Raw genomic sequence first — 15,830 nt, forward strand, 5'->3', positions numbered from 1 at the left:
CCGCCACTATGAGGGCGATAGCGATGTGCCGCGCATTTTGTTGGCTGACGAGATCAGCCCCGACAGTTGTCGACTTTGGGATTTCGAGACCGGTGACAAGCTCGACAAGGACCGGTTTCGCCGTGACCTCGGCGGCGTGACGGAAGCCTACGCGGAAGTAGCCCGGCGTCTCGGCATCCTGAAAGAGTCCGGCGAGAGTGACAATGTGGTGAGCTTCACCAACGGCAAGTAAGCCCTTTGTACCACGCCGCCGAGCAAGAGACCTTACCCAATGAGCCAAGATACAAAAACCAAGATCCGCTCCAAACTATCATACATGAACGGTCGAAAGCCGGTCTTTGCCACGGCACTTGTTCTTGTCGGCATGGCTTACGCGGTAAGCTTGTTTCAATAGGACTGAAATCGGGCTATGGGGGCCCGACTCAGACTTCCCAGGAGACCTCTCATGAAAGCCATCGTCCACGTCGCGCTGAAGAATGGTGTTCTGGACCCGCAGGGCAAGGCCGTTGCGGATACGCTCGCGCGTATGGGCTACAAGGAAGTCGAGGCCGCCCGGATTGGCAAAGTGATCGAACTCGACCTTGAGGATGGACTTTCGTCCGATGCGGCCGAAGCCCGCGTCAGAGAAATGTGCGAGAAGCTGCTGGCAAACACCGTTATTGAAAGCTACCGCTTCGATCTCGTCAGTTAGGCTGACTTTTCAACTACTGAGCCACATCCGGTCGTAAGCATTACGACATCCAGTTATGCCGATCGCATATGTGAGCGAATAATCACTTGCATCTAGATGGATCTGCGCCTAGATTGGTATCAGAGACATGGAGGGCCAGATGGCGAGACCATCAAGTACAGATCAATCCAAGACAAAGCCTCGCGCCCGGAATGCGCGGCCGAAGATCGAACGCGCAGCGCTGAAACTTTTCATTCATGAAGGGATCGATGCTGCCACGACACGCGAAATCGCCGAAAAGGCCGGCGTTTCGGAAGGGGCACTCTATCGCCACTACAAGGGCAAGGACGAACTTGCACTGTCCCTGTTCATGGAAACCCATAATCGCCTGGGCGCGATGATGGCGCAGGCCCTCTCGGCGGATGGCTCACTCGAAGAAAAGGTTCATGCAGCTGTCGAAGCCTATTGTGCCCTGGCGGACGAAGATTTCCTGCTGTTCTCGTTTCACCTCGTCTCGCTCAATCGTTTCCTTCCCTATGACAAGCGCCGCGAAGATGATCCGGTCTCAATCACTGAAAAGATAATTGCCGGCCTGATTGCGGACGGACATATTCCAAAGGGCGACCCGGCGCTGAAAGCCGCCATGGCGCTTGGCGTGGTCATGCAGGCTGGCCAGAACAAGATTTACAACCGCCTGCCCGGACCATTTTCCCAGCACGTTGACGCGTTGTCTCGCGCGGTTCTGTGCGTCTTGAATTCCTAGTGATCAGATAGCGAAGGAGCCCCTGCAATGCGCGGCCTCGTCTTCACAGTCGTCTATTATATTCTCTCTGTTCTTTACGTGCTGGTATCGCTGCCTTTCCTGATTTTTCCGGGGCGCGGCCCTGTCCGCATGATCATCCGCAGCTATACACGGGCGATGAATCTGAACCTTCGCATCGTCGCCGGAATTCGCAAGGAAGTACGTGGACGAAGCAACCTTCCGGACGGTCCCTTCATCCTCGCGGCGAAGCACCAAAGCTGGGGCGACGGATACCTCATCTACCCGGAAGTGAAGAATCTTGCGTTCGTGACCGGCGACCATTTGGAAAAGTTTCCACTGGTCGGCGGAATTCTGCGAAAGCTGGGTGCCATCGTCATCGATACTTGCGGCGGCGGGGATCGCAAAGCGGCCTCGTTGAAGGAAGGCATGGTTCGCGCCCGTGACGAAGGCCAACGGGTACTGATTTATCCTGAAGGCCACCTCGCGCCGGTCGGGTACCATTTTCGCTACAAGGCGGGGGTCTGGCATATGGCGCAGGCAATGAATGTTCCGGTCATTCCCGTCGCCACCAATATTGGCGTGTTCTGGCGCCAGCAGGAACGCGACAAAACTGCCGGCACCGCGATCATTGAATTCCTGCCCCCTCTGGATCCGAATCTGCCTAAAGCAGAATTCCTACGGACCCTAACCGAGACCGTGGAGCTGCACACAGCAAGACTCGTGGCCGAGGCAACTGGTGCGCCGGTAGAGCCGAGCATCCTCATTCCGGATCCTCCAAAGGGCATGGAAGCAAGCCCTAGCTCCGACGACCTGACGGCTTTTGGAAAGCCGTGAGACTCACCGCTCAACATAAACTTTACACACACAAGAATTATTGATAAACAATAATTGCTCAGGCGATCCCGGGGGCCATATCGGGATTGAACAAATGACGAAATCAAAATCGAAAACAGCAATCGGCCTGTTGGTAGCCGTTGTTGCAACCGCTTATCTGCCTGCCTCCGCGACCGGATGGAAAGTTTGGGACGGACACAATGAAAAGGCGCCTCGCGCCATCCTGACGACCACCGCCGATCAAGCTGGCGCAGTGCTCGTATGCGCGCCAAACGGCCAGATGTCCGCCATTCTATCGCTTGAGGCGGGCGATATTTCTGATCAAATCGACAAGCATGCCACATACAGACGAGGAGAGACCGCTTCAATCATGGCGGGCGACACACCTGGCGTCGAAACAGTTGTTCAATACGCTCCGGCAAACAGCACAATCGAGATCGGGTCGCACAGCCCGGCTGCCAAGATCTACAACTCCGTCATTCGGGGAGATACTGTCAGTGTCTCAGTTGAACATGCCGGTAAAGTTGAGACGAAGTACCCAGAGCCGGATGATGCGTTCAAAGCATTCGCAAAAACCTGCAACGCCGCCCGCGCGGCGAGTGCGAACTAGGTTTCTCTCAAAGAGTGCGTATCGGTTCGGTTAAGGGTTGACGAGCCAGCATGGCTCATGCCCAATCTTGGGGAAGCACGCCTCAAGGAAAGCCCAATGTTCAAATACCTGATTACTGTAGCTGCCATGGTGATGGCAGCTACACCTGCACTCGCCGACTCAGCACCACGCGTCTGGACCCAGGAAAAAGATCAGTTGATCGGGGTCGACAGTTCAGATGCCGGCAAGGACCCGAACTTCAAAAGCCTGGTTCGGATCATAAAGGCGGAAGGCGGTGACCACCCGACCATCCAGCTGAGCTGCCAGATTACGACGAGTGGATACAAAGCCCTGAATTTCAGCGTCCAGCTCGATCCGGAAAACACCTATGAAGATGATGCTGATCGCAGTCCGCGCTTCCATCATATCTCAGGCATAATGGAGATCCGCGACGAGAAATTTCCGGACCGATACGCGTTTCATGCCAAATCAACCAAGCTGATCCCGCTTAGCCGTGAGGTGCCTTCGCGCATCTACAATTCCGTCGTGCGCGGAGACCAGGTGCAGCTGAAGGTAAAGGGCAAGAAGCGCGATCTTGCCTTGCCGGAAAAGAACGACGTATTCGTCGCCTTTGCCAAATTCTGTCCGGTCACCAATGGTGGCAAGTTTGATGTCTCGGTCTTTGAAATCCTGAAGGGCATGGATCTGAGTCCAAATCTCTGAGCGTGTAACTGTAACCTGCGCCTCACATTACTACGCTCCTTTCTGACGAGATAGATTCCATGACCCTGTCTTTGCCCAGGCTTTTTGCCTTGCTTTTTCTGAACGTTTTGTTGGTACAATCCGTGATGGCTGATGAGCCAAGAACCGCGGAACCCTCGGCAACACCCTCATGGGTGCCAGCATCTACGCTTAGTATTGAATATGATAGCAAAGATCCCGGTCGGTCCCCTGACTTCACGATGACTACGCGGGCGATCCGCTCATCCGGCTCGGAAAACTCGCCGATTGTATTTTCATGTGCGGTTTTCTCGGATGGCCGGTCTCGGATATACGCATCAATTCAGCTGAATCCGGGAGATCCCATACATAAGGACGTCAAACGTTTCGGGCAGGGTCGCACTCGTTTTGCGAAAATTGAAATCGATGGTGAGCGGTTTTCAACGTTGCTGATCTATCGCCGTCGGTCAAATACGGTTCATGTTAGTCCGCTCACTTCCACAGCACCGAAATTATACAATGCCGTTTTGAAGGATGCTGAAGCGACACTGATCATGGGTTCAAAAACCTATATGATCAATCTACCATCAAGGGATGATGTCTTCACTTATTTCGCAACGTCCTGTCCTGTCACGAACGGCGGAAACGTTGAGCGTTGGAACAGCGAACTCCTCAGAAAACCGCCGGTTCAATTACAAGCACGATAGTACATTTCAGAGCGGCCTTCATTCAGACCGCAGTCAATGCATCTCTCCAGCGTTCGCATTTCGCTTCGTATCGTATCGCCGCATAGGCCGGGCTGGTAGAAGGTGCGCTTCTGACAACTAGTTCTTGGAAAACTGGCGCAACATATCTCTCAAAGCTGCTTGACGCCTTTCCCCCATTAAGGACCACGCGCTGAATATGGGGATGATGCGCGAAGAACCTCTCGAAGTCGTTTGGCACCTCGTCCTTTATGTTTGAATCCAGACTGCCTTCGCGATGGCAAAGCTTCAGCACATCCCAGACTGCCACGCCCTGCTCTTTCAGGATCGTCGTGCGCTCGGCATAGGGCCGCTCCAACCCGGCCCCATAGACATCTCCCATTATGCGCCAGAAAGCGTTCCTGGGGTGTCCGTAATACTGATTGGCTTCCAGTGAGGCGATGCCTGGCATGCTGCCCAGGATCAGGATACGCGCATCTGAATCGGCTATGGGATCAAAGCCCTGAACAATCATCGGCCTTACCTGCCCCGCAGGCTATACCGTCGCCGGGATAATCGTCACGCTCTCTCCACAACCACAGGCATCGGTCTGGTTCGGGTTACGAAAGACAAATTTCTCATGCAGCGGTGTGACTTCATAGTCCACTTCGCTGCCGAGCAAAAACAGCACAGCCTTGGCGTCGATCAGGATGGTGACCCCATTATCCTCGACCACTTCGTCCAGCGGCTCGGGCGCCATGGCATAGTCCATGACATATTCCATGCCCGCACAGCCGCCATTCTTGACGCCGACACGCAGGAATCCTGCGCCGCGTTCCTGCATGATCTCCTTCACGCGCATTGCAGCAGCGTCGGAAAGCTTCACGGGCTTGGGTCTGGGTCTTCTGGCCATGACAATCACATAGGAACGAAAGCGTTCCGGTTCAATTAAAGCATGTTTAGCGCAAGACGGGCTTCGTCCGACATGCGCGACGGGTCCCAGGGCGGATCGAAGGTAAGGCGAACCTCCACATCCTGCACACCATCAACGGTGCGCGCGGCAGTTTCGATCCAGCCCGGCATATCGCCGGCAACTGGACAGCCCGGCGCCGTCAATGTCATGTCGATATCGACCTTGTAGTCGTCATCTATGTCGACCTTGTAGATCAGGCCGAGTTCGTAGATGTCGACTGGAATTTCCGGATCGAACACCGTTTTGAACGCTGTGATCAGATCATCGGTGATCCGGTTCAGCTCATCTTGCGGAATCTTCGACCCTGCTTCCTCGGAGGAAACATCAACCATGTCGCGAGATGTCATATCGTCTGCCATGCCGTCACCTATACCAGCATTTCCCGCGCCTTGGCGAGCGCTTCAATGAACGCGTCCACTTCGGCGAGAGTGTTGTAAACTGCGAAACTCGCCCGCGCCGTTGCGCTGACGCCCAGATGCTCCATCAGGGGCTGGGCGCAATGGTGGCCGGCGCGGACAGCGATACCGTACCGGTCGAGAATTTGAGCAATGTCATGAGGGTGTGCCCCTTCGAGGCTGAACGCCAGCACGGCACCCTTGTGCGGCGTCTCACCATGGATGGTCAGGCCATTTACGCCCCTGAGTCCCTCATAAGCGCGCGCGTACAGCGCATCTTCATGCGCCTTCACATCTGCATGATCGAACGCCGTCATCCAGTCCAGCGCTGCTCCCAGTCCGATAGCCTCGAGGATTGGCGGTGTACCTGCCTCGAATTTGTGAGGCGCCGTATTGTAGCTCACCCGGTCGCGGGACACGATTTCGATCATCTCGCCGCCCCCCTGATAGGGCCGCGCACGATCCAGCGCTTCTGCTGTCCCATAGAGCGCGCCGATGCCCGTCGGGCCATAGAGTTTGTGCCCGGTCATGACATACCAGTCACACCCGAGCGCCTGAACATCGACCTGCAAATGGACCGCAGCCTGGCTGCCATCGGCCAACACTTCAGCGCCAACTTCATGCGCGAGGCGGCAAATCTCGGCCATGTCCGTCACGCTGCCGAGCACATTGCTCATATGGGTAATCGCGACCATACGCGTTTTCGGACCAATTGCTTCCGCCAGGTCTTTCATGTCCAGCGAACCATCTTCGTTCAGGCCCACCCATTTCAGGACAGCGCCATGGCGCTCCCGCAAGAAATGCCACGGAACGATGTTGGAATGATGCTCCATGATGGAGAGGACAATCTCGTCGCCAGGCTCAATCCGGGCGGCGAGCGCAGAGGCGACAAGGTTGATACCTTCCGTCGACCCCTTGGTGTATACGATATTTTCTGTCGACGGCGCGTTGAGAAATGCTCGGACTTTCTCACGCGCGGCCTCATAGGCCTCGGTGGTCTCGTTCGACAGGGTGTGAATGCCACGATGCACATTGGCATATGCCGTGCGCGACTGGTTTGCGATCTTGTCGATCACCGCATTCGGTTTTTGCGCACTGGCAGCATTGTCCAGATACACCAGCGGCTTGCCATTCACTTCACGTGACAGGATCGGGAATTCCGCGCGGATCGCATCGATGTCGAAGTAACGGCTCATACAGCGGCCAGCCAGGCTTCGGCTTCCGCGCGCAGCACTTCCTCTAGCGCGCCAGCTTCAGCAAATGCTTCGGCGACGAAGGCTTGTGTCAACAGGGCGCGGGCCGTCTTCTCCGGCAAGCCGCGCTGGCGCATGTAGAATAATTGGTCATCATCAAGCGCGCCGCTCGTATTGCCATGCGCGCACTCGACATCGTCCGCATAGATCTCAAGCTCGGGCTTCGCGAAGACAACCGCGCCGTCTTCCAGCAACAACGCCTTGTGCTGCATGTCGGCATCCGTGTACTGGCCTGCCGTACGGGGAACAAAGAATTTCCCCTGGAACACGCCGGTGCCGCCATTCAGGACAGCGCCCTTTGTCAGCTGCCGGGTTACACAGGAGTTGGCCCCGTGACGCACATGGGTGGTAAAGTCCGTATGCAGATCCTTTCCGACAAGATAGGCGGCATTCAGCGTCGCCTTTGCACTTGGCTCTTGGTGCGTAACGCGCGTTTCGAGCCGCGCAACCTTGGCGCCAAAGGCGAGTGAGGTCTGTGTATAGTGCGAATCCGCGTCGAGATGGACGAGCGCCGTTGAAGCAATCGTCTCTTCTGACGTACCGCGCTGATAGACCGTCCGGTTGACCGCGCTGCCTTTCTGGAGACCAAACTCGATTACGGAGGATGTCAGCCCCGCCCCGCCCAGATGGCTCTCCGATACGGTGAGCGCCATATCGGAGCGAACCACGACAACAACACGCGCGAAATTCGCTTCTCCTTCGCCGCTGAACTGGAAATGGAGACGCGGAAGTTCTTTCGAGGTCACTTCCAGCAACAGGGTTGCGGGTCTGGCCTTGCCGCCAGACAGGGATGCTGCCAACGCACCGAGCGGCACGTCTTCGGCCGCTCCCAAGGCCTGAGCTTCGTCTTTCTCGAAAACGTTCAGCCCGTCCGGAATATGGTCTGGCGGGAAATAGCCATTTGGCGAGAACCGGAAGACCAGTGCGCCAGCATGCGGAATCGGATCGTGCGAGGGCGGCGTGGAGGGACGGTCGAGCCCCTGCAGCGCCACCTTGAAGTCGGTCCATTTCCACGCTTCCAGCCGGCGATGCGGCAGTCCCGTCCTGGAGAACGCCTCAAACAGCCGCTCGCGGCGGGAATCTTCCGGTTGCATGCCATAGCGCGCGACCAGCTCCAGCTCCGCCGTCGTCGGATTGGCAATCATGTCCCGCAGGGCTGTGGTCACGCCACCTCCCCGAGGATGCCTTCATATCCTTCTTTTTCCAACCGATGCGCCAGTTCCGGGCCACCGGTTGCCACGATACGGCCTTTGGAGAGGACGTGCACCTTGTCCGGCTGGATGTGGTCCAGCAGGCGCTGGTAGTGCGTGATGACCAGCATGCCGCGATCTGGCGAGCGCATCGCATTCACGCCGTCAGCCACCGTCTTCAGCGCATCAATGTCGAGCCCGGAATCCGTTTCATCCAGGATCAGGAAGTTCGGTTCCAGCATCATCATCTGGTAGATTTCCAGGCGCTTCTTCTCGCCGCCAGAGAAACCGACATTGAGCGAGCGCTTCAGCATTTCTGCATCCAGCTTCAAGGCCTTGCCGATTTCGCGGGACTGTTTGATAAAGTCCGGCGCAGATATCTCGTCTTCGCCACGCGCCTTGCGCTGTGAATTCATGGCCGCCCGCACAAAGGTCATGACGGGGACGCCGGGAATTTCGACGGGATACTGGAAAGACAGGAAAAGTCCCTTGGCCGCCCGCTCTTCCGGATCCATATCCAGAATGTCTTCACCATTCAGCGTCGCGCTTCCGCCCGTCACCTCATAGCCGTCGCGACCGGTCAGCACATAGGACAGGGTCGATTTGCCGGCGCCATTCGGCCCCATGATTGCGTGGACCTCGCCTTTCGGCACGTCCAGCGTCAAGCCATTGATGATCGTCTTGGCGTCATCGTCTTCACCGACAGTCGCGGTCAGGTTTTCAATCTTCAACATGGTGCGCATGTAAGCTCCCTAGCCCGGTGCGAAAAGCCCCGGATGCAGGAAATGGCCCGTATAACCGCTTGAAACAGGTCTGGCGGTCCGATTCTTCGGTTTTGCCGCACCTGGCCTCGGGTTTTTCAGGCGTCACGCTGGGACAGCATGTCAGATTCGCGGACCGAAAGGGTTTCGGTCCAGAGCGTCAGTGACGTGCATAAACCTGCGGCGTTCAGTTCGGCCTTGAGAATACCGTCAGTGCGGTACGGTTCATCCAGGGCCTCAATCAGTCCCCCGGCCTTCCAATGGGCCCAGTTATCCGCAATTTTTCCCACCTTGAACGACACGTCCACGATCCGCGCCCAATTCTCGGCAAATACAGCAACGATCTTCTCTACGCCGGTTACCGGAGCATTGAACGGCGTTTCGAACAATTTTGCGTCTTCACTCAACAGGGACTTGAGAAGCGCGACATCTCCGCCCTCCTGCGCCCGTGCATAGGCATTGAGCCAGTCTCCGAATGCGTCCGGATCAGCCAACGCTGCCCTCCAGGCTCACCTTGAGCAGGCTCTGGGCCTCGACCGCAAACTCCATTGGCAATTCCTGCAGCACTTCGCGGACAAAACCGTTCACCAGGAGCGCAACCGCTTCCTCTTCTCCGATGCCACGCTGGCGGACATAGAACATCTGGTCGTCCGACAGTTTGGTCGTCGTCGCTTCGTGCTCCAGTTGGGCATCAGCCCGGCGGTTCTCGACGTAGGGCACAGTGTGCGCGCCGCAGCGATCCCCGATCAGCAAACTGTCGCACTGGGTGAAGTTGCGCGCCTTGTCGGCCTTGCGGTTGATCGAGACGAGGCCGCGATACGTGTTGTTGGACTTGCCAGCCGAGATGCCCTTGGAGATGATTCGGCTGCGCGTGCGCTTGCCGAGATGGATCATTTTGGTGCCAGTATCGGCCTGCTGACGGCCATTTGTGACAGCGATGGAGTAGAATTCGCCCACACTGTCATCGCCGCGCAAGATACAGCTCGGATATTTCCACGTCACGGCCGACCCCGTCTCGACCTGCGTCCAGCTGATCTTGGAGCGGTCGCCCCGGCAATCGCCGCGCTTGGTCACGAAATTGTAGATCCCGCCCTTGCCGTTCTCGTCGCCCGGCCACCAGTTCTGGACCGTTGAATACTTGATCTCGGCGTCTTCCAGCGCGACCAGCTCGACCACGGCGGCATGAAGCTGGTTCTCGTCGCGCATCGGCGCGGTACACCCTTCGAGATAAGAGACGTAGGCACCCTCATCGCACACGATGAGCGTTCGCTCGAACTGGCCGGTGTTTTCGGCGTTCATGCGGAAATAAGTCGACAGTTCCATCGGGCAGCGGACGCCCTTGGGCACATAGACAAATGTTCCATCAGAAAAGACGGCGCTGTTCAGCGTCGCAAAGAAATTGTCCGACTGGGGCACGACAGTGCCGAGATACTTCTTCACAAGATCTGGATATTCGTGAACTGCCTCGGAAATCGACATGAAGATCACGCCGGCCTTTTCCAGCTCCTTGCGGAAGGTCGTGGCAACAGAGACAGAATCGAACACCGCATCGACGGCAACGCGGGGCGTTTCGCGTGCGGTGGCTGCGGTTTCTGCCGCGCCTTCGACACCGAGCAGAACTTCAGCTTCGCGCAACGGGATACCGAGCTTTTCGTAGGTTTCGAGAATTTCCTTCGGAACGTCGTCAATCGACTCATACTTCGCGCCGGATTTGGGGGCGGCGTAGTAGTAGTAATCCTGATAATTGATGGTCGGATAATTGACCATCGCCCAGGTCGGCTCTTCCATGGTCAGCCAGCGCCGATAGGCCGCTAGGCGCCACTCGAGCAGCCATTCCGGCTCTTCCTTCTTGGCTGAGATGAAACGGATCGTATCTTCGGACAGGCCTTTTGGCGCCATGTCCATTTCGATGTCTGTGACAAACCCCGCAGAGTAATTCTCCGACTCGAGCGCCTTCGCGGCGTCGACCGTGCCCTGGTCAATGCTGTCCTTCACCTTCACTTCGGTGCAGTCCTCATCATGATCTTCCATACCGCCGCAGCAATCCATCCTATCCTACCTTCCCGGGTCCCGGAGCGCGATGCCCGCATCATACGGCCGGTTCGGTTCCTCAAGCCCGCGATGGCACATGCTGCGCGCGTCAACCGAACGAGCCTCCGCACAATCGCGGTGTGCGGCGCTACCAAGAGTGAATTTTCCGATCGGCTTGATCATCGCGCAGCCGGACAAGCCTACTGCGCAAGCCAGTATGCCAAAGGGCAGAGCGTGTCGTTTGAGTGAGACCATCAGGCCGTTTCCTTCAATACCGTCCGCCGGGCTGCGTCGAGCCAGGCATCTGCCACACCGGTGAAATCCTCCGGTGTGCTGTTCCATCCAAAGCTGGTGCGGATTGCCGATTCCGCAAGGGCGTCAGATGCGCCCATCGCCAGCAATACGAGCGAGCGCTTCACCTTGCCAGACGAACATGCAGATCCGGCCGAAATGCACACACCTGCCAGATCCATCGCCATGACCTGCGTTTCCGCCGCAAAGCCGGGCTTGGCGAAGTTCGATGTCCCAGCCAGCCGCTCAGCGGCCTTGCCCATGATCGTCACGCCCGCCTCGCGCTCGAGACGCGCCTCCATATCATTTCGATACGCGGCCAGCATAGCATATTTCGGCAAATCTCTCACGGCAGCCTCCACCGCCGCGCCAAAGCCCGCTTGCGCAGCAACATTCTCAGTGCCGGACCGCAACCCACGCTCCTGCCCGCCGCCATGGGTCACGGCCTTCAGCGGCGCACCCGCCCGGTGCCACAGCGCGCCTGCGCCCTGCGGGCCGCCAATCTTGTGCGCCGACAGGCTGAGATAGTCGACGCCGAGCAGGCCGACATTGACCGAACTCTTACCGAGCCCCTGCACCGCATCGCAAATCGTCAGACCGCCTGCCTCGCGCACGATACGAGCAGCTTCTCCCACTGGCTGGATCACGCCGGTCTCATTATTGGCGAGCATCAGGCACAGAACCGGTGTGCCCAATTTGGCGTGATCCCAATCCGAAAGCTGATCTTGCAACTGGTTCAGGTCCAACGTCCCGTCGGGCCTCACATAGGCGGTCCGCACTTGCACCCCAGAATGGGCGGCAGCCTTGGTGACGGCCTCATGCTCAATCGCTGAAACCAGGAAGGTGCAATGTCCATCGAGCGCTACGGCAACACCATGAATCGCCAAATTGTCCGCTTCGGTGCCACCACCCGTCAGAATGACGTCTTCCGCCCGGCTACCGATCGCGCCCCCAATGGCCAAGCGGGCCCGCTCCAATACGCCGCGCGCCGCCCTTCCGGCCGTATGGACGGACGACGGATTGGTCGCGCCCATGCCCCATACATCCAGCATCGCCTGGCGCGCTTCAGGCCTCAAAGGCGAGGTCGCATTGTGATCTGCATATATCATAGGACTGGATATACTCACTTATCGGCGATTTTGCAGGTGTAGAAAAATTTGCATTTCGCAGTTCAAATGGCTTATGACCGCGCCCTTCCCCCGAGACCAGCGAGTATAACATGGCAGAACTCATCATTCCGGGCCCTCAGGGCCGCATCGAAGCCCGTTACACCGAGCCGCCGCTTCCCGGCGCGCCGATTGCGCTAATCCTCCATCCTCACCCGAAAGCGGGCGGCACGATGCAGGATCCTATCTCCATCATGCTGTATCAAATGTTCGAGCGTCATGGGTTCGGCGTGCTTCGCTACAATTCGCGTGGCGTAGGCCGCAGCCAGGGTCAGTATGATCAGGGCATTGGTGAACTCGAAGATGCCGCCTTCGTTCTGGACTATGTCGAAAACCTCGCAGAGAGCCCGCGTTTTGTCTGGTGTGCCGGCTACAGCTTCGGGGCGTGGATCACGTTGCAGTTGCTGATGCGCCGCCCGGAGATTGACGGCTTCCTCGCCATCTCTCCCCCGGCCAACCACTATGACCTTTCCTTCCTGGCACCATGTCCGGCATCCGGCCTGATTGTATCCGGCGATTCCGATTCAATCTCATCGCCTGAAGATGTTGAGCGTGCGCTGACCAAAGTGCGCGTTCAGAAGGGCGAACAGATCGACCGCACGACGGTCAAAGGTGCGAACCACTTCTATCAGGACAAGCGCGACGAACTGATCGGGCTCTGCGAAGATTACCTGCTACAGCGCCTTGCCGCCGCAGAAGAAAAGCTCCGCCTCGAAGCCGAGGAAGACTAGAAAATCAGCTTCCCGCCCCGCGTCGGGGCGGGAACACCAGTGGTCGATGGCCAACTGATCGGCAATCCGCGCGCAGTTCGCGCGGCCAGGAAGGCAAATGCCTCCGCCTCGATCGAATCTCCCCGCCAACCAACCGCTTCTGCCGAATGCACTTCGCACCCAGCCGCGCGTGCCAACGCAGCCATAAGGACAGGATTGTGCCTGCCGCCACCGCACACGATCAGGCGCGCTGGATATTCCGGCAGCTGGGAAAGACCAATCGCGACGGCGCGCGCCGTAAACTCGGTCAGCGTAGCCGCGCCGTCCTCGACGGATAGACCGCGCACCATACTGGCGTTGAAGTCGTATCGGTCCAGAGATTTTGGCGGTGATTGGTCAAACCAATCATGATCCAGGAGCTGAACGAGTAAGCCGTCATGCACGCGGCCAGCCCCAGCAAAACGACCGCCCTCATCATGAGTCCCCAGGCCATGTCCCTCAATCCATTCATCGATGGGTCCGTTCGCCGGGCCTGTGTCAAACGCGACGAGGGAGCCATTACTCATACGAGCGGTAATGTTCGCAACACCGCCAAGATTGAGAACGCATGCCGCGTCGCCGCCGAGGCGCTCTAGCAGTGCGGCATGATACGCGGGTGCAAGGGGTGCGCCCTGCCCGCCGGCGGCCACATCATCAGACCGAAAGTCATAAGCGAGCGCGACACCAAGCGCAGCCTGCATAGCGGGGCCGTCGATGAGTTGAAGGGTCGCCCCGGCCTGATTTCCCTTGGGTGCGCGATGCAACACGGTCTGACCGTGGACACCCGCAAGACGGGGCGCAGGCCCCGTCCAAGTCGCGAGCAACTGCTCCCATGTCTCAAAATGGGTGCGGGTAACAACCGAACACGCCGCATTGAAAACACCGTCCGGCTGAGGGCCAACCCAATTCCACGCGCGTGCAGCATCGGTGGCGCGCTGCAGTGCGGAGCGCTCTTCAGGTGTGTATTTACGCTCCGCAGTCGCTCCGAATTCCAGAACCTTTTCGCCATCAGTCAGTATCAGCGCTGCGTCAACGGCGTCCAGCGACGTGCCAGACATGAAGCCCGCCACCCAATACGGTTCAGATTTTTCACTCACAGAGTTCAAGATATCAGTTTTCCATGTTACGCGCGGCAGCTTCACGGAGACACGAGAAGATGAGCGAATACAAGTCAGAATTCCTGAAAACCCTGTCAGAGCGCGGTTACCTGAAACAGGTCACCCATCCGGCAGAGGTGGATGCCTATTGCGCCAAGGGGATTCCGACTGGCTATATCGGCTTTGATGCGACGGCAGACAGCCTGCATGTCGGCTCGCTCTTACAGATCATGATGCTTCGCCACCTCCAGAAGAGCGGCGGTAAACCCATCGTGCTGATGGGCGGCGGCACGACCAAGGTGGGCGACCCGACCGACAAGGAAAAGTCGCGCCCCTTGCTGACCGACGAGCAGATCGCGGCCAACATGGAAGGCATCAAGAAGGCCTTCCAGCCCTTCCTGACCTTCGGCGACGGGCCGACCGATGCGATCATGGTCAACAATGACGACTGGCTCGGCAAGCTTGGCTACCTCGAAATGTTGCGCGAAGTTGGCGTGCACTTCACCATCAATACAATGGTAAAACAGGACACGGTCGCCCGGCGCCTTGCGGCAGAGCAGCCCTACACCTTCCTCGAATTCAATTATCTCCTCATGCAATCCTACGACTTCCTCGAACTCTACCGCCAGCTGGACTGCCGGATGCAGATTGGCGGATCAGACCAATGGGGCAATATCGTTGGTGGCGTGGACCTGGTTCACAAGGCCGCCAGTGGCGACGCATACGGAATTACGGCTCACCTCATCACAACCGCGTCCGGCGGCAAGATGGGCAAGACCGCAGATGGTGCAGTCTGGCTGAACGCGGACCGCAAGAGCCCCTACGAGTACTGGCAATTTTGGCGCAACACAGAAGACGCCGATGTCGGACGATTCATGCGGCTGTTCACAGAGCTACCGCTCGACGAGATTGCCCGTCTTGAAGCGCTCGAGGGCGCGGAGATCAATACGGCGAAGGTCGTTCTGGCCAATGAGGCCACGAAGCTGTTGCATGGCGAAGCGGCCGCGAAAGAGTCGGAAGCTGCAGCAGCCGCAGTATTTGCTGCGGGCGGCCAAGCTGACGCGCTGCCAACTGTTGAAATCGCAACATCCGATCTTGATGGTGGCATGCTCGTAGCCGCCGCATTCACAGCGGCGGGTCTCACAGAATCCAACGGCGCCGCGCGCCGCTTGATCAAGCAAGGCGCAGCAAAGGTGAATGATACTCCGGTATCAGATCAAAATGCATCCCTGTCAGCGGACGACCTTGTAGACGGGACAATCAAACTGTCCGCCGGCAAGAAGCGCCATGCGCTGGTCAAGGCAATTTAGAATTCCTCTTCGGGGATCGGTGGCAGCTCGGACGGGATAGGCTCATCTTCCGGTCGCGCTTTAGCCTCCGGAATATCCGTATCCGACGGGTTTTCAAATATCCGTCGGATGACACCCGGGGCGAGAGCAGACAGAGGATTGACCGACACGTTCGCCTTTTCGAGACTGCCGCGGATGCTATAGGTCAACGAGAAGATGCCCTCACCATCCCGGCCCACCACAAGGTCCCCAATAATCGGAATGCCCCCAAGGGCTGAATTCATGCCGAAACTTGGTACCAGCACGCCATCGACACTGATCTCGCTGTCGGCGCCAAGATAGCCGTTGGCGGTCAGGCCTAGCGCCGGGCCCTGCG

General features: G+C 57.9%; 20 protein-coding genes. 9 read left to right on the plus strand and 11 right to left on the minus strand.

Annotated elements, in window-relative coordinates:
- The 7 genes from B4F73_RS14535 to B4F73_RS14565 all read left to right on the plus strand — a co-directional run.
- Positions 1 to 232, plus strand: a 232-nt coding sequence (locus tag B4F73_RS14535) for a phosphoribosylaminoimidazolesuccinocarboxamide synthase (protein WP_290483614.1), incomplete at its 5' end; no start/stop codon positions are given.
- A 213-nt stretch (positions 233 to 445) separates the two neighbouring features.
- Entirely contained in the window at positions 446 to 691 is a 246-nt protein-coding gene (purS, locus tag B4F73_RS14540; protein WP_034815552.1) for a phosphoribosylformylglycinamidine synthase subunit PurS, read from the plus strand.
- 139 nt (positions 692 to 830) lie between these two features.
- Positions 831 to 1,433, plus strand: coding sequence for a TetR/AcrR family transcriptional regulator (locus B4F73_RS14545; RefSeq protein WP_242517315.1), 603 nt, complete (start codon positions 831 to 833; stop codon positions 1,431 to 1,433).
- A gap of 27 nt (positions 1,434 to 1,460) precedes the next feature.
- Complete coding sequence (locus B4F73_RS14550; RefSeq protein ID WP_290483615.1) at positions 1,461 to 2,267, plus strand: lysophospholipid acyltransferase family protein; 807 nt, start codon at positions 1,461 to 1,463, stop codon at positions 2,265 to 2,267.
- A gap of 94 nt (positions 2,268 to 2,361) precedes the next feature.
- On the plus strand, positions 2,362 to 2,877 hold the full coding sequence (locus tag B4F73_RS14555; RefSeq protein WP_034815557.1) for a hypothetical protein: 516 nt from the start codon (positions 2,362 to 2,364) through the stop codon (positions 2,875 to 2,877).
- Between the two features lie 96 nt (positions 2,878 to 2,973).
- Positions 2,974 to 3,579, plus strand: coding sequence for a hypothetical protein (locus tag B4F73_RS14560; protein ID WP_290483616.1), 606 nt, complete (start codon positions 2,974 to 2,976; stop codon positions 3,577 to 3,579).
- 59 nt (positions 3,580 to 3,638) lie between these two features.
- The gene (locus B4F73_RS14565) at positions 3,639 to 4,283 is read left to right on the plus strand and encodes a hypothetical protein (RefSeq protein WP_290483617.1); all 645 of its coding nucleotides are present in this window, start codon (positions 3,639 to 3,641) and stop codon (positions 4,281 to 4,283) included.
- A 22-nt stretch (positions 4,284 to 4,305) separates the two neighbouring features.
- On the opposite strand, the gene B4F73_RS14570 is transcribed toward B4F73_RS14565, so the two are convergent.
- The 9 genes from B4F73_RS14570 to B4F73_RS14610 all read right to left on the minus strand — a co-directional run bounded on the left by B4F73_RS14570 (position 4,306) and on the right by B4F73_RS14610 (position 12,262).
- On the minus strand, positions 4,306 to 4,794 hold the full coding sequence (locus B4F73_RS14570; RefSeq protein WP_206990636.1) for a DNA-deoxyinosine glycosylase: 489 nt from the start codon (positions 4,792 to 4,794) through the stop codon (positions 4,306 to 4,308).
- 21 nt (positions 4,795 to 4,815) lie between these two features.
- On the minus strand, positions 4,816 to 5,172 hold the full coding sequence (locus B4F73_RS14575) for a HesB/IscA family protein (protein WP_206990637.1): 357 nt from the start codon (positions 5,170 to 5,172) through the stop codon (positions 4,816 to 4,818).
- 35 nt (positions 5,173 to 5,207) lie between these two features.
- Complete coding sequence (locus B4F73_RS14580; RefSeq protein ID WP_206990638.1) at positions 5,208 to 5,591, minus strand: SUF system Fe-S cluster assembly protein; 384 nt, start codon at positions 5,589 to 5,591, stop codon at positions 5,208 to 5,210.
- Positions 5,592 to 5,599: 8 nt separating this feature from the next.
- Entirely contained in the window at positions 5,600 to 6,823 is a 1,224-nt protein-coding gene (locus B4F73_RS14585) for an aminotransferase class V-fold PLP-dependent enzyme (protein WP_290483618.1), read from the minus strand.
- A complete protein-coding gene (locus B4F73_RS14590) occupies positions 6,820 to 8,046 on the minus strand; it encodes a SufB/SufD family protein (protein ID WP_290483619.1) in 1,227 nt (408 codons plus the stop codon). Before B4F73_RS14590 ends, B4F73_RS14585 begins: the two co-directional genes overlap by 4 nt.
- On the minus strand, positions 8,043 to 8,804 hold the full coding sequence (gene sufC, locus B4F73_RS14595; RefSeq protein WP_034815776.1) for a Fe-S cluster assembly ATPase SufC: 762 nt from the start codon (positions 8,802 to 8,804) through the stop codon (positions 8,043 to 8,045). The genes B4F73_RS14590 and sufC overlap by 4 nt, the downstream gene beginning before the upstream one ends.
- A 125-nt stretch (positions 8,805 to 8,929) precedes the next feature.
- Entirely contained in the window at positions 8,930 to 9,325 is a 396-nt protein-coding gene (locus B4F73_RS14600) for a nuclear transport factor 2 family protein (protein ID WP_290483620.1), read from the minus strand.
- Positions 9,318 to 10,862: a Fe-S cluster assembly protein SufB gene (gene sufB / locus B4F73_RS14605; protein WP_290479565.1), complete on the minus strand. Its 1,545-nt coding sequence runs from the start codon at positions 10,860 to 10,862 to the stop codon at positions 9,318 to 9,320. The genes B4F73_RS14600 and sufB overlap by 8 nt, the downstream gene beginning before the upstream one ends.
- Before the next feature lie 254 nt (positions 10,863 to 11,116).
- On the minus strand, positions 11,117 to 12,262 hold the full coding sequence (locus tag B4F73_RS14610) for a cysteine desulfurase family protein (RefSeq protein WP_290483621.1): 1,146 nt from the start codon (positions 12,260 to 12,262) through the stop codon (positions 11,117 to 11,119).
- Positions 12,263 to 12,372: 110 nt separating this feature from the next.
- Here B4F73_RS14610 and B4F73_RS14615 point away from each other — a divergent pair, with 110 nt between their 5' ends.
- The gene (locus tag B4F73_RS14615; RefSeq protein ID WP_034815576.1) at positions 12,373 to 13,050 is read left to right on the plus strand and encodes an alpha/beta hydrolase; all 678 of its coding nucleotides are present in this window, start codon (positions 12,373 to 12,375) and stop codon (positions 13,048 to 13,050) included.
- Here B4F73_RS14615 and B4F73_RS14620 read toward each other — a convergent pair.
- Positions 13,047 to 14,165 carry an anhydro-N-acetylmuramic acid kinase gene (locus B4F73_RS14620; RefSeq protein WP_290483633.1) on the minus strand — a complete coding sequence of 373 codons (1,119 nt, stop codon included), beginning with the start codon at positions 14,163 to 14,165 and terminating at the stop codon, positions 13,047 to 13,049. The two genes, B4F73_RS14615 and B4F73_RS14620, sit on opposite strands and share 4 nt — an antisense overlap.
- 59 nt (positions 14,166 to 14,224) lie before the next feature.
- Here B4F73_RS14620 and tyrS point away from each other — a divergent pair, with 59 nt between their 5' ends.
- The gene (gene tyrS, locus B4F73_RS14625; protein WP_290483622.1) at positions 14,225 to 15,475 is read left to right on the plus strand and encodes a tyrosine--tRNA ligase; all 1,251 of its coding nucleotides are present in this window, start codon (positions 14,225 to 14,227) and stop codon (positions 15,473 to 15,475) included.
- On the opposite strand, the gene B4F73_RS14630 is transcribed toward tyrS, so the two are convergent.
- The coding region (locus B4F73_RS14630) for a hypothetical protein (protein WP_290483623.1) at positions 15,472 to 15,830 on the minus strand (359 nt) is incomplete at its 5' end. The two genes, tyrS and B4F73_RS14630, sit on opposite strands and share 4 nt — an antisense overlap.

The sequence above is a fragment of the Hyphomonas sp. UBA3601 genome, assembly GCF_002375605.1.
In the GTDB taxonomy this organism is placed as follows: Bacteria; Pseudomonadota; Alphaproteobacteria; order Caulobacterales; family Hyphomonadaceae; genus Hyphomonas.

What these genes read in the sequence shown, in the direction of transcription:
- purS (WP_034815552.1), top strand. Translation starts at nt 446, where the DNA reads ATGAAAGCCATCGTCCACGTCGCGCTGAAGAATGGTGTTCTGGACCCG.
- B4F73_RS14580 (WP_206990638.1), bottom strand. Translation starts at nt 5,591, where the DNA reads ATGGCAGACGATATGACATCTCGCGACATGGTTGATGTTTCCTCCGAG.
- sufB (WP_290479565.1), bottom strand. Translation starts at nt 10,862, where the DNA reads ATGGAAGATCATGATGAGGACTGCACCGAAGTGAAGGTGAAGGACAGC.
- B4F73_RS14575 (WP_206990637.1), bottom strand. Translation starts at nt 5,172, where the DNA reads ATGGCCAGAAGACCCAGACCCAAGCCCGTGAAGCTTTCCGACGCTGCT.
- B4F73_RS14570 (WP_206990636.1), bottom strand. Translation starts at nt 4,794, where the DNA reads ATGATTGTTCAGGGCTTTGATCCCATAGCCGATTCAGATGCGCGTATC.
- B4F73_RS14610 (WP_290483621.1), bottom strand. Translation starts at nt 12,262, where the DNA reads ATGATATATGCAGATCACAATGCGACCTCGCCTTTGAGGCCTGAAGCG.
- sufC (WP_034815776.1), bottom strand. Translation starts at nt 8,804, where the DNA reads ATGTTGAAGATTGAAAACCTGACCGCGACTGTCGGTGAAGACGATGAC.
- tyrS (WP_290483622.1), top strand. Translation starts at nt 14,225, where the DNA reads ATGAGCGAATACAAGTCAGAATTCCTGAAAACCCTGTCAGAGCGCGGT.
- B4F73_RS14565 (WP_290483617.1), top strand. Translation starts at nt 3,639, where the DNA reads ATGACCCTGTCTTTGCCCAGGCTTTTTGCCTTGCTTTTTCTGAACGTT.
- B4F73_RS14555 (WP_034815557.1), top strand. Translation starts at nt 2,362, where the DNA reads ATGACGAAATCAAAATCGAAAACAGCAATCGGCCTGTTGGTAGCCGTT.
- B4F73_RS14615 (WP_034815576.1), top strand. Translation starts at nt 12,373, where the DNA reads ATGGCAGAACTCATCATTCCGGGCCCTCAGGGCCGCATCGAAGCCCGT.
- B4F73_RS14550 (WP_290483615.1), top strand. Translation starts at nt 1,461, where the DNA reads ATGCGCGGCCTCGTCTTCACAGTCGTCTATTATATTCTCTCTGTTCTT.
- B4F73_RS14585 (WP_290483618.1), bottom strand. Translation starts at nt 6,823, where the DNA reads ATGAGCCGTTACTTCGACATCGATGCGATCCGCGCGGAATTCCCGATC.
- B4F73_RS14545 (WP_242517315.1), top strand. Translation starts at nt 831, where the DNA reads ATGGCGAGACCATCAAGTACAGATCAATCCAAGACAAAGCCTCGCGCC.
- B4F73_RS14560 (WP_290483616.1), top strand. Translation starts at nt 2,974, where the DNA reads ATGTTCAAATACCTGATTACTGTAGCTGCCATGGTGATGGCAGCTACA.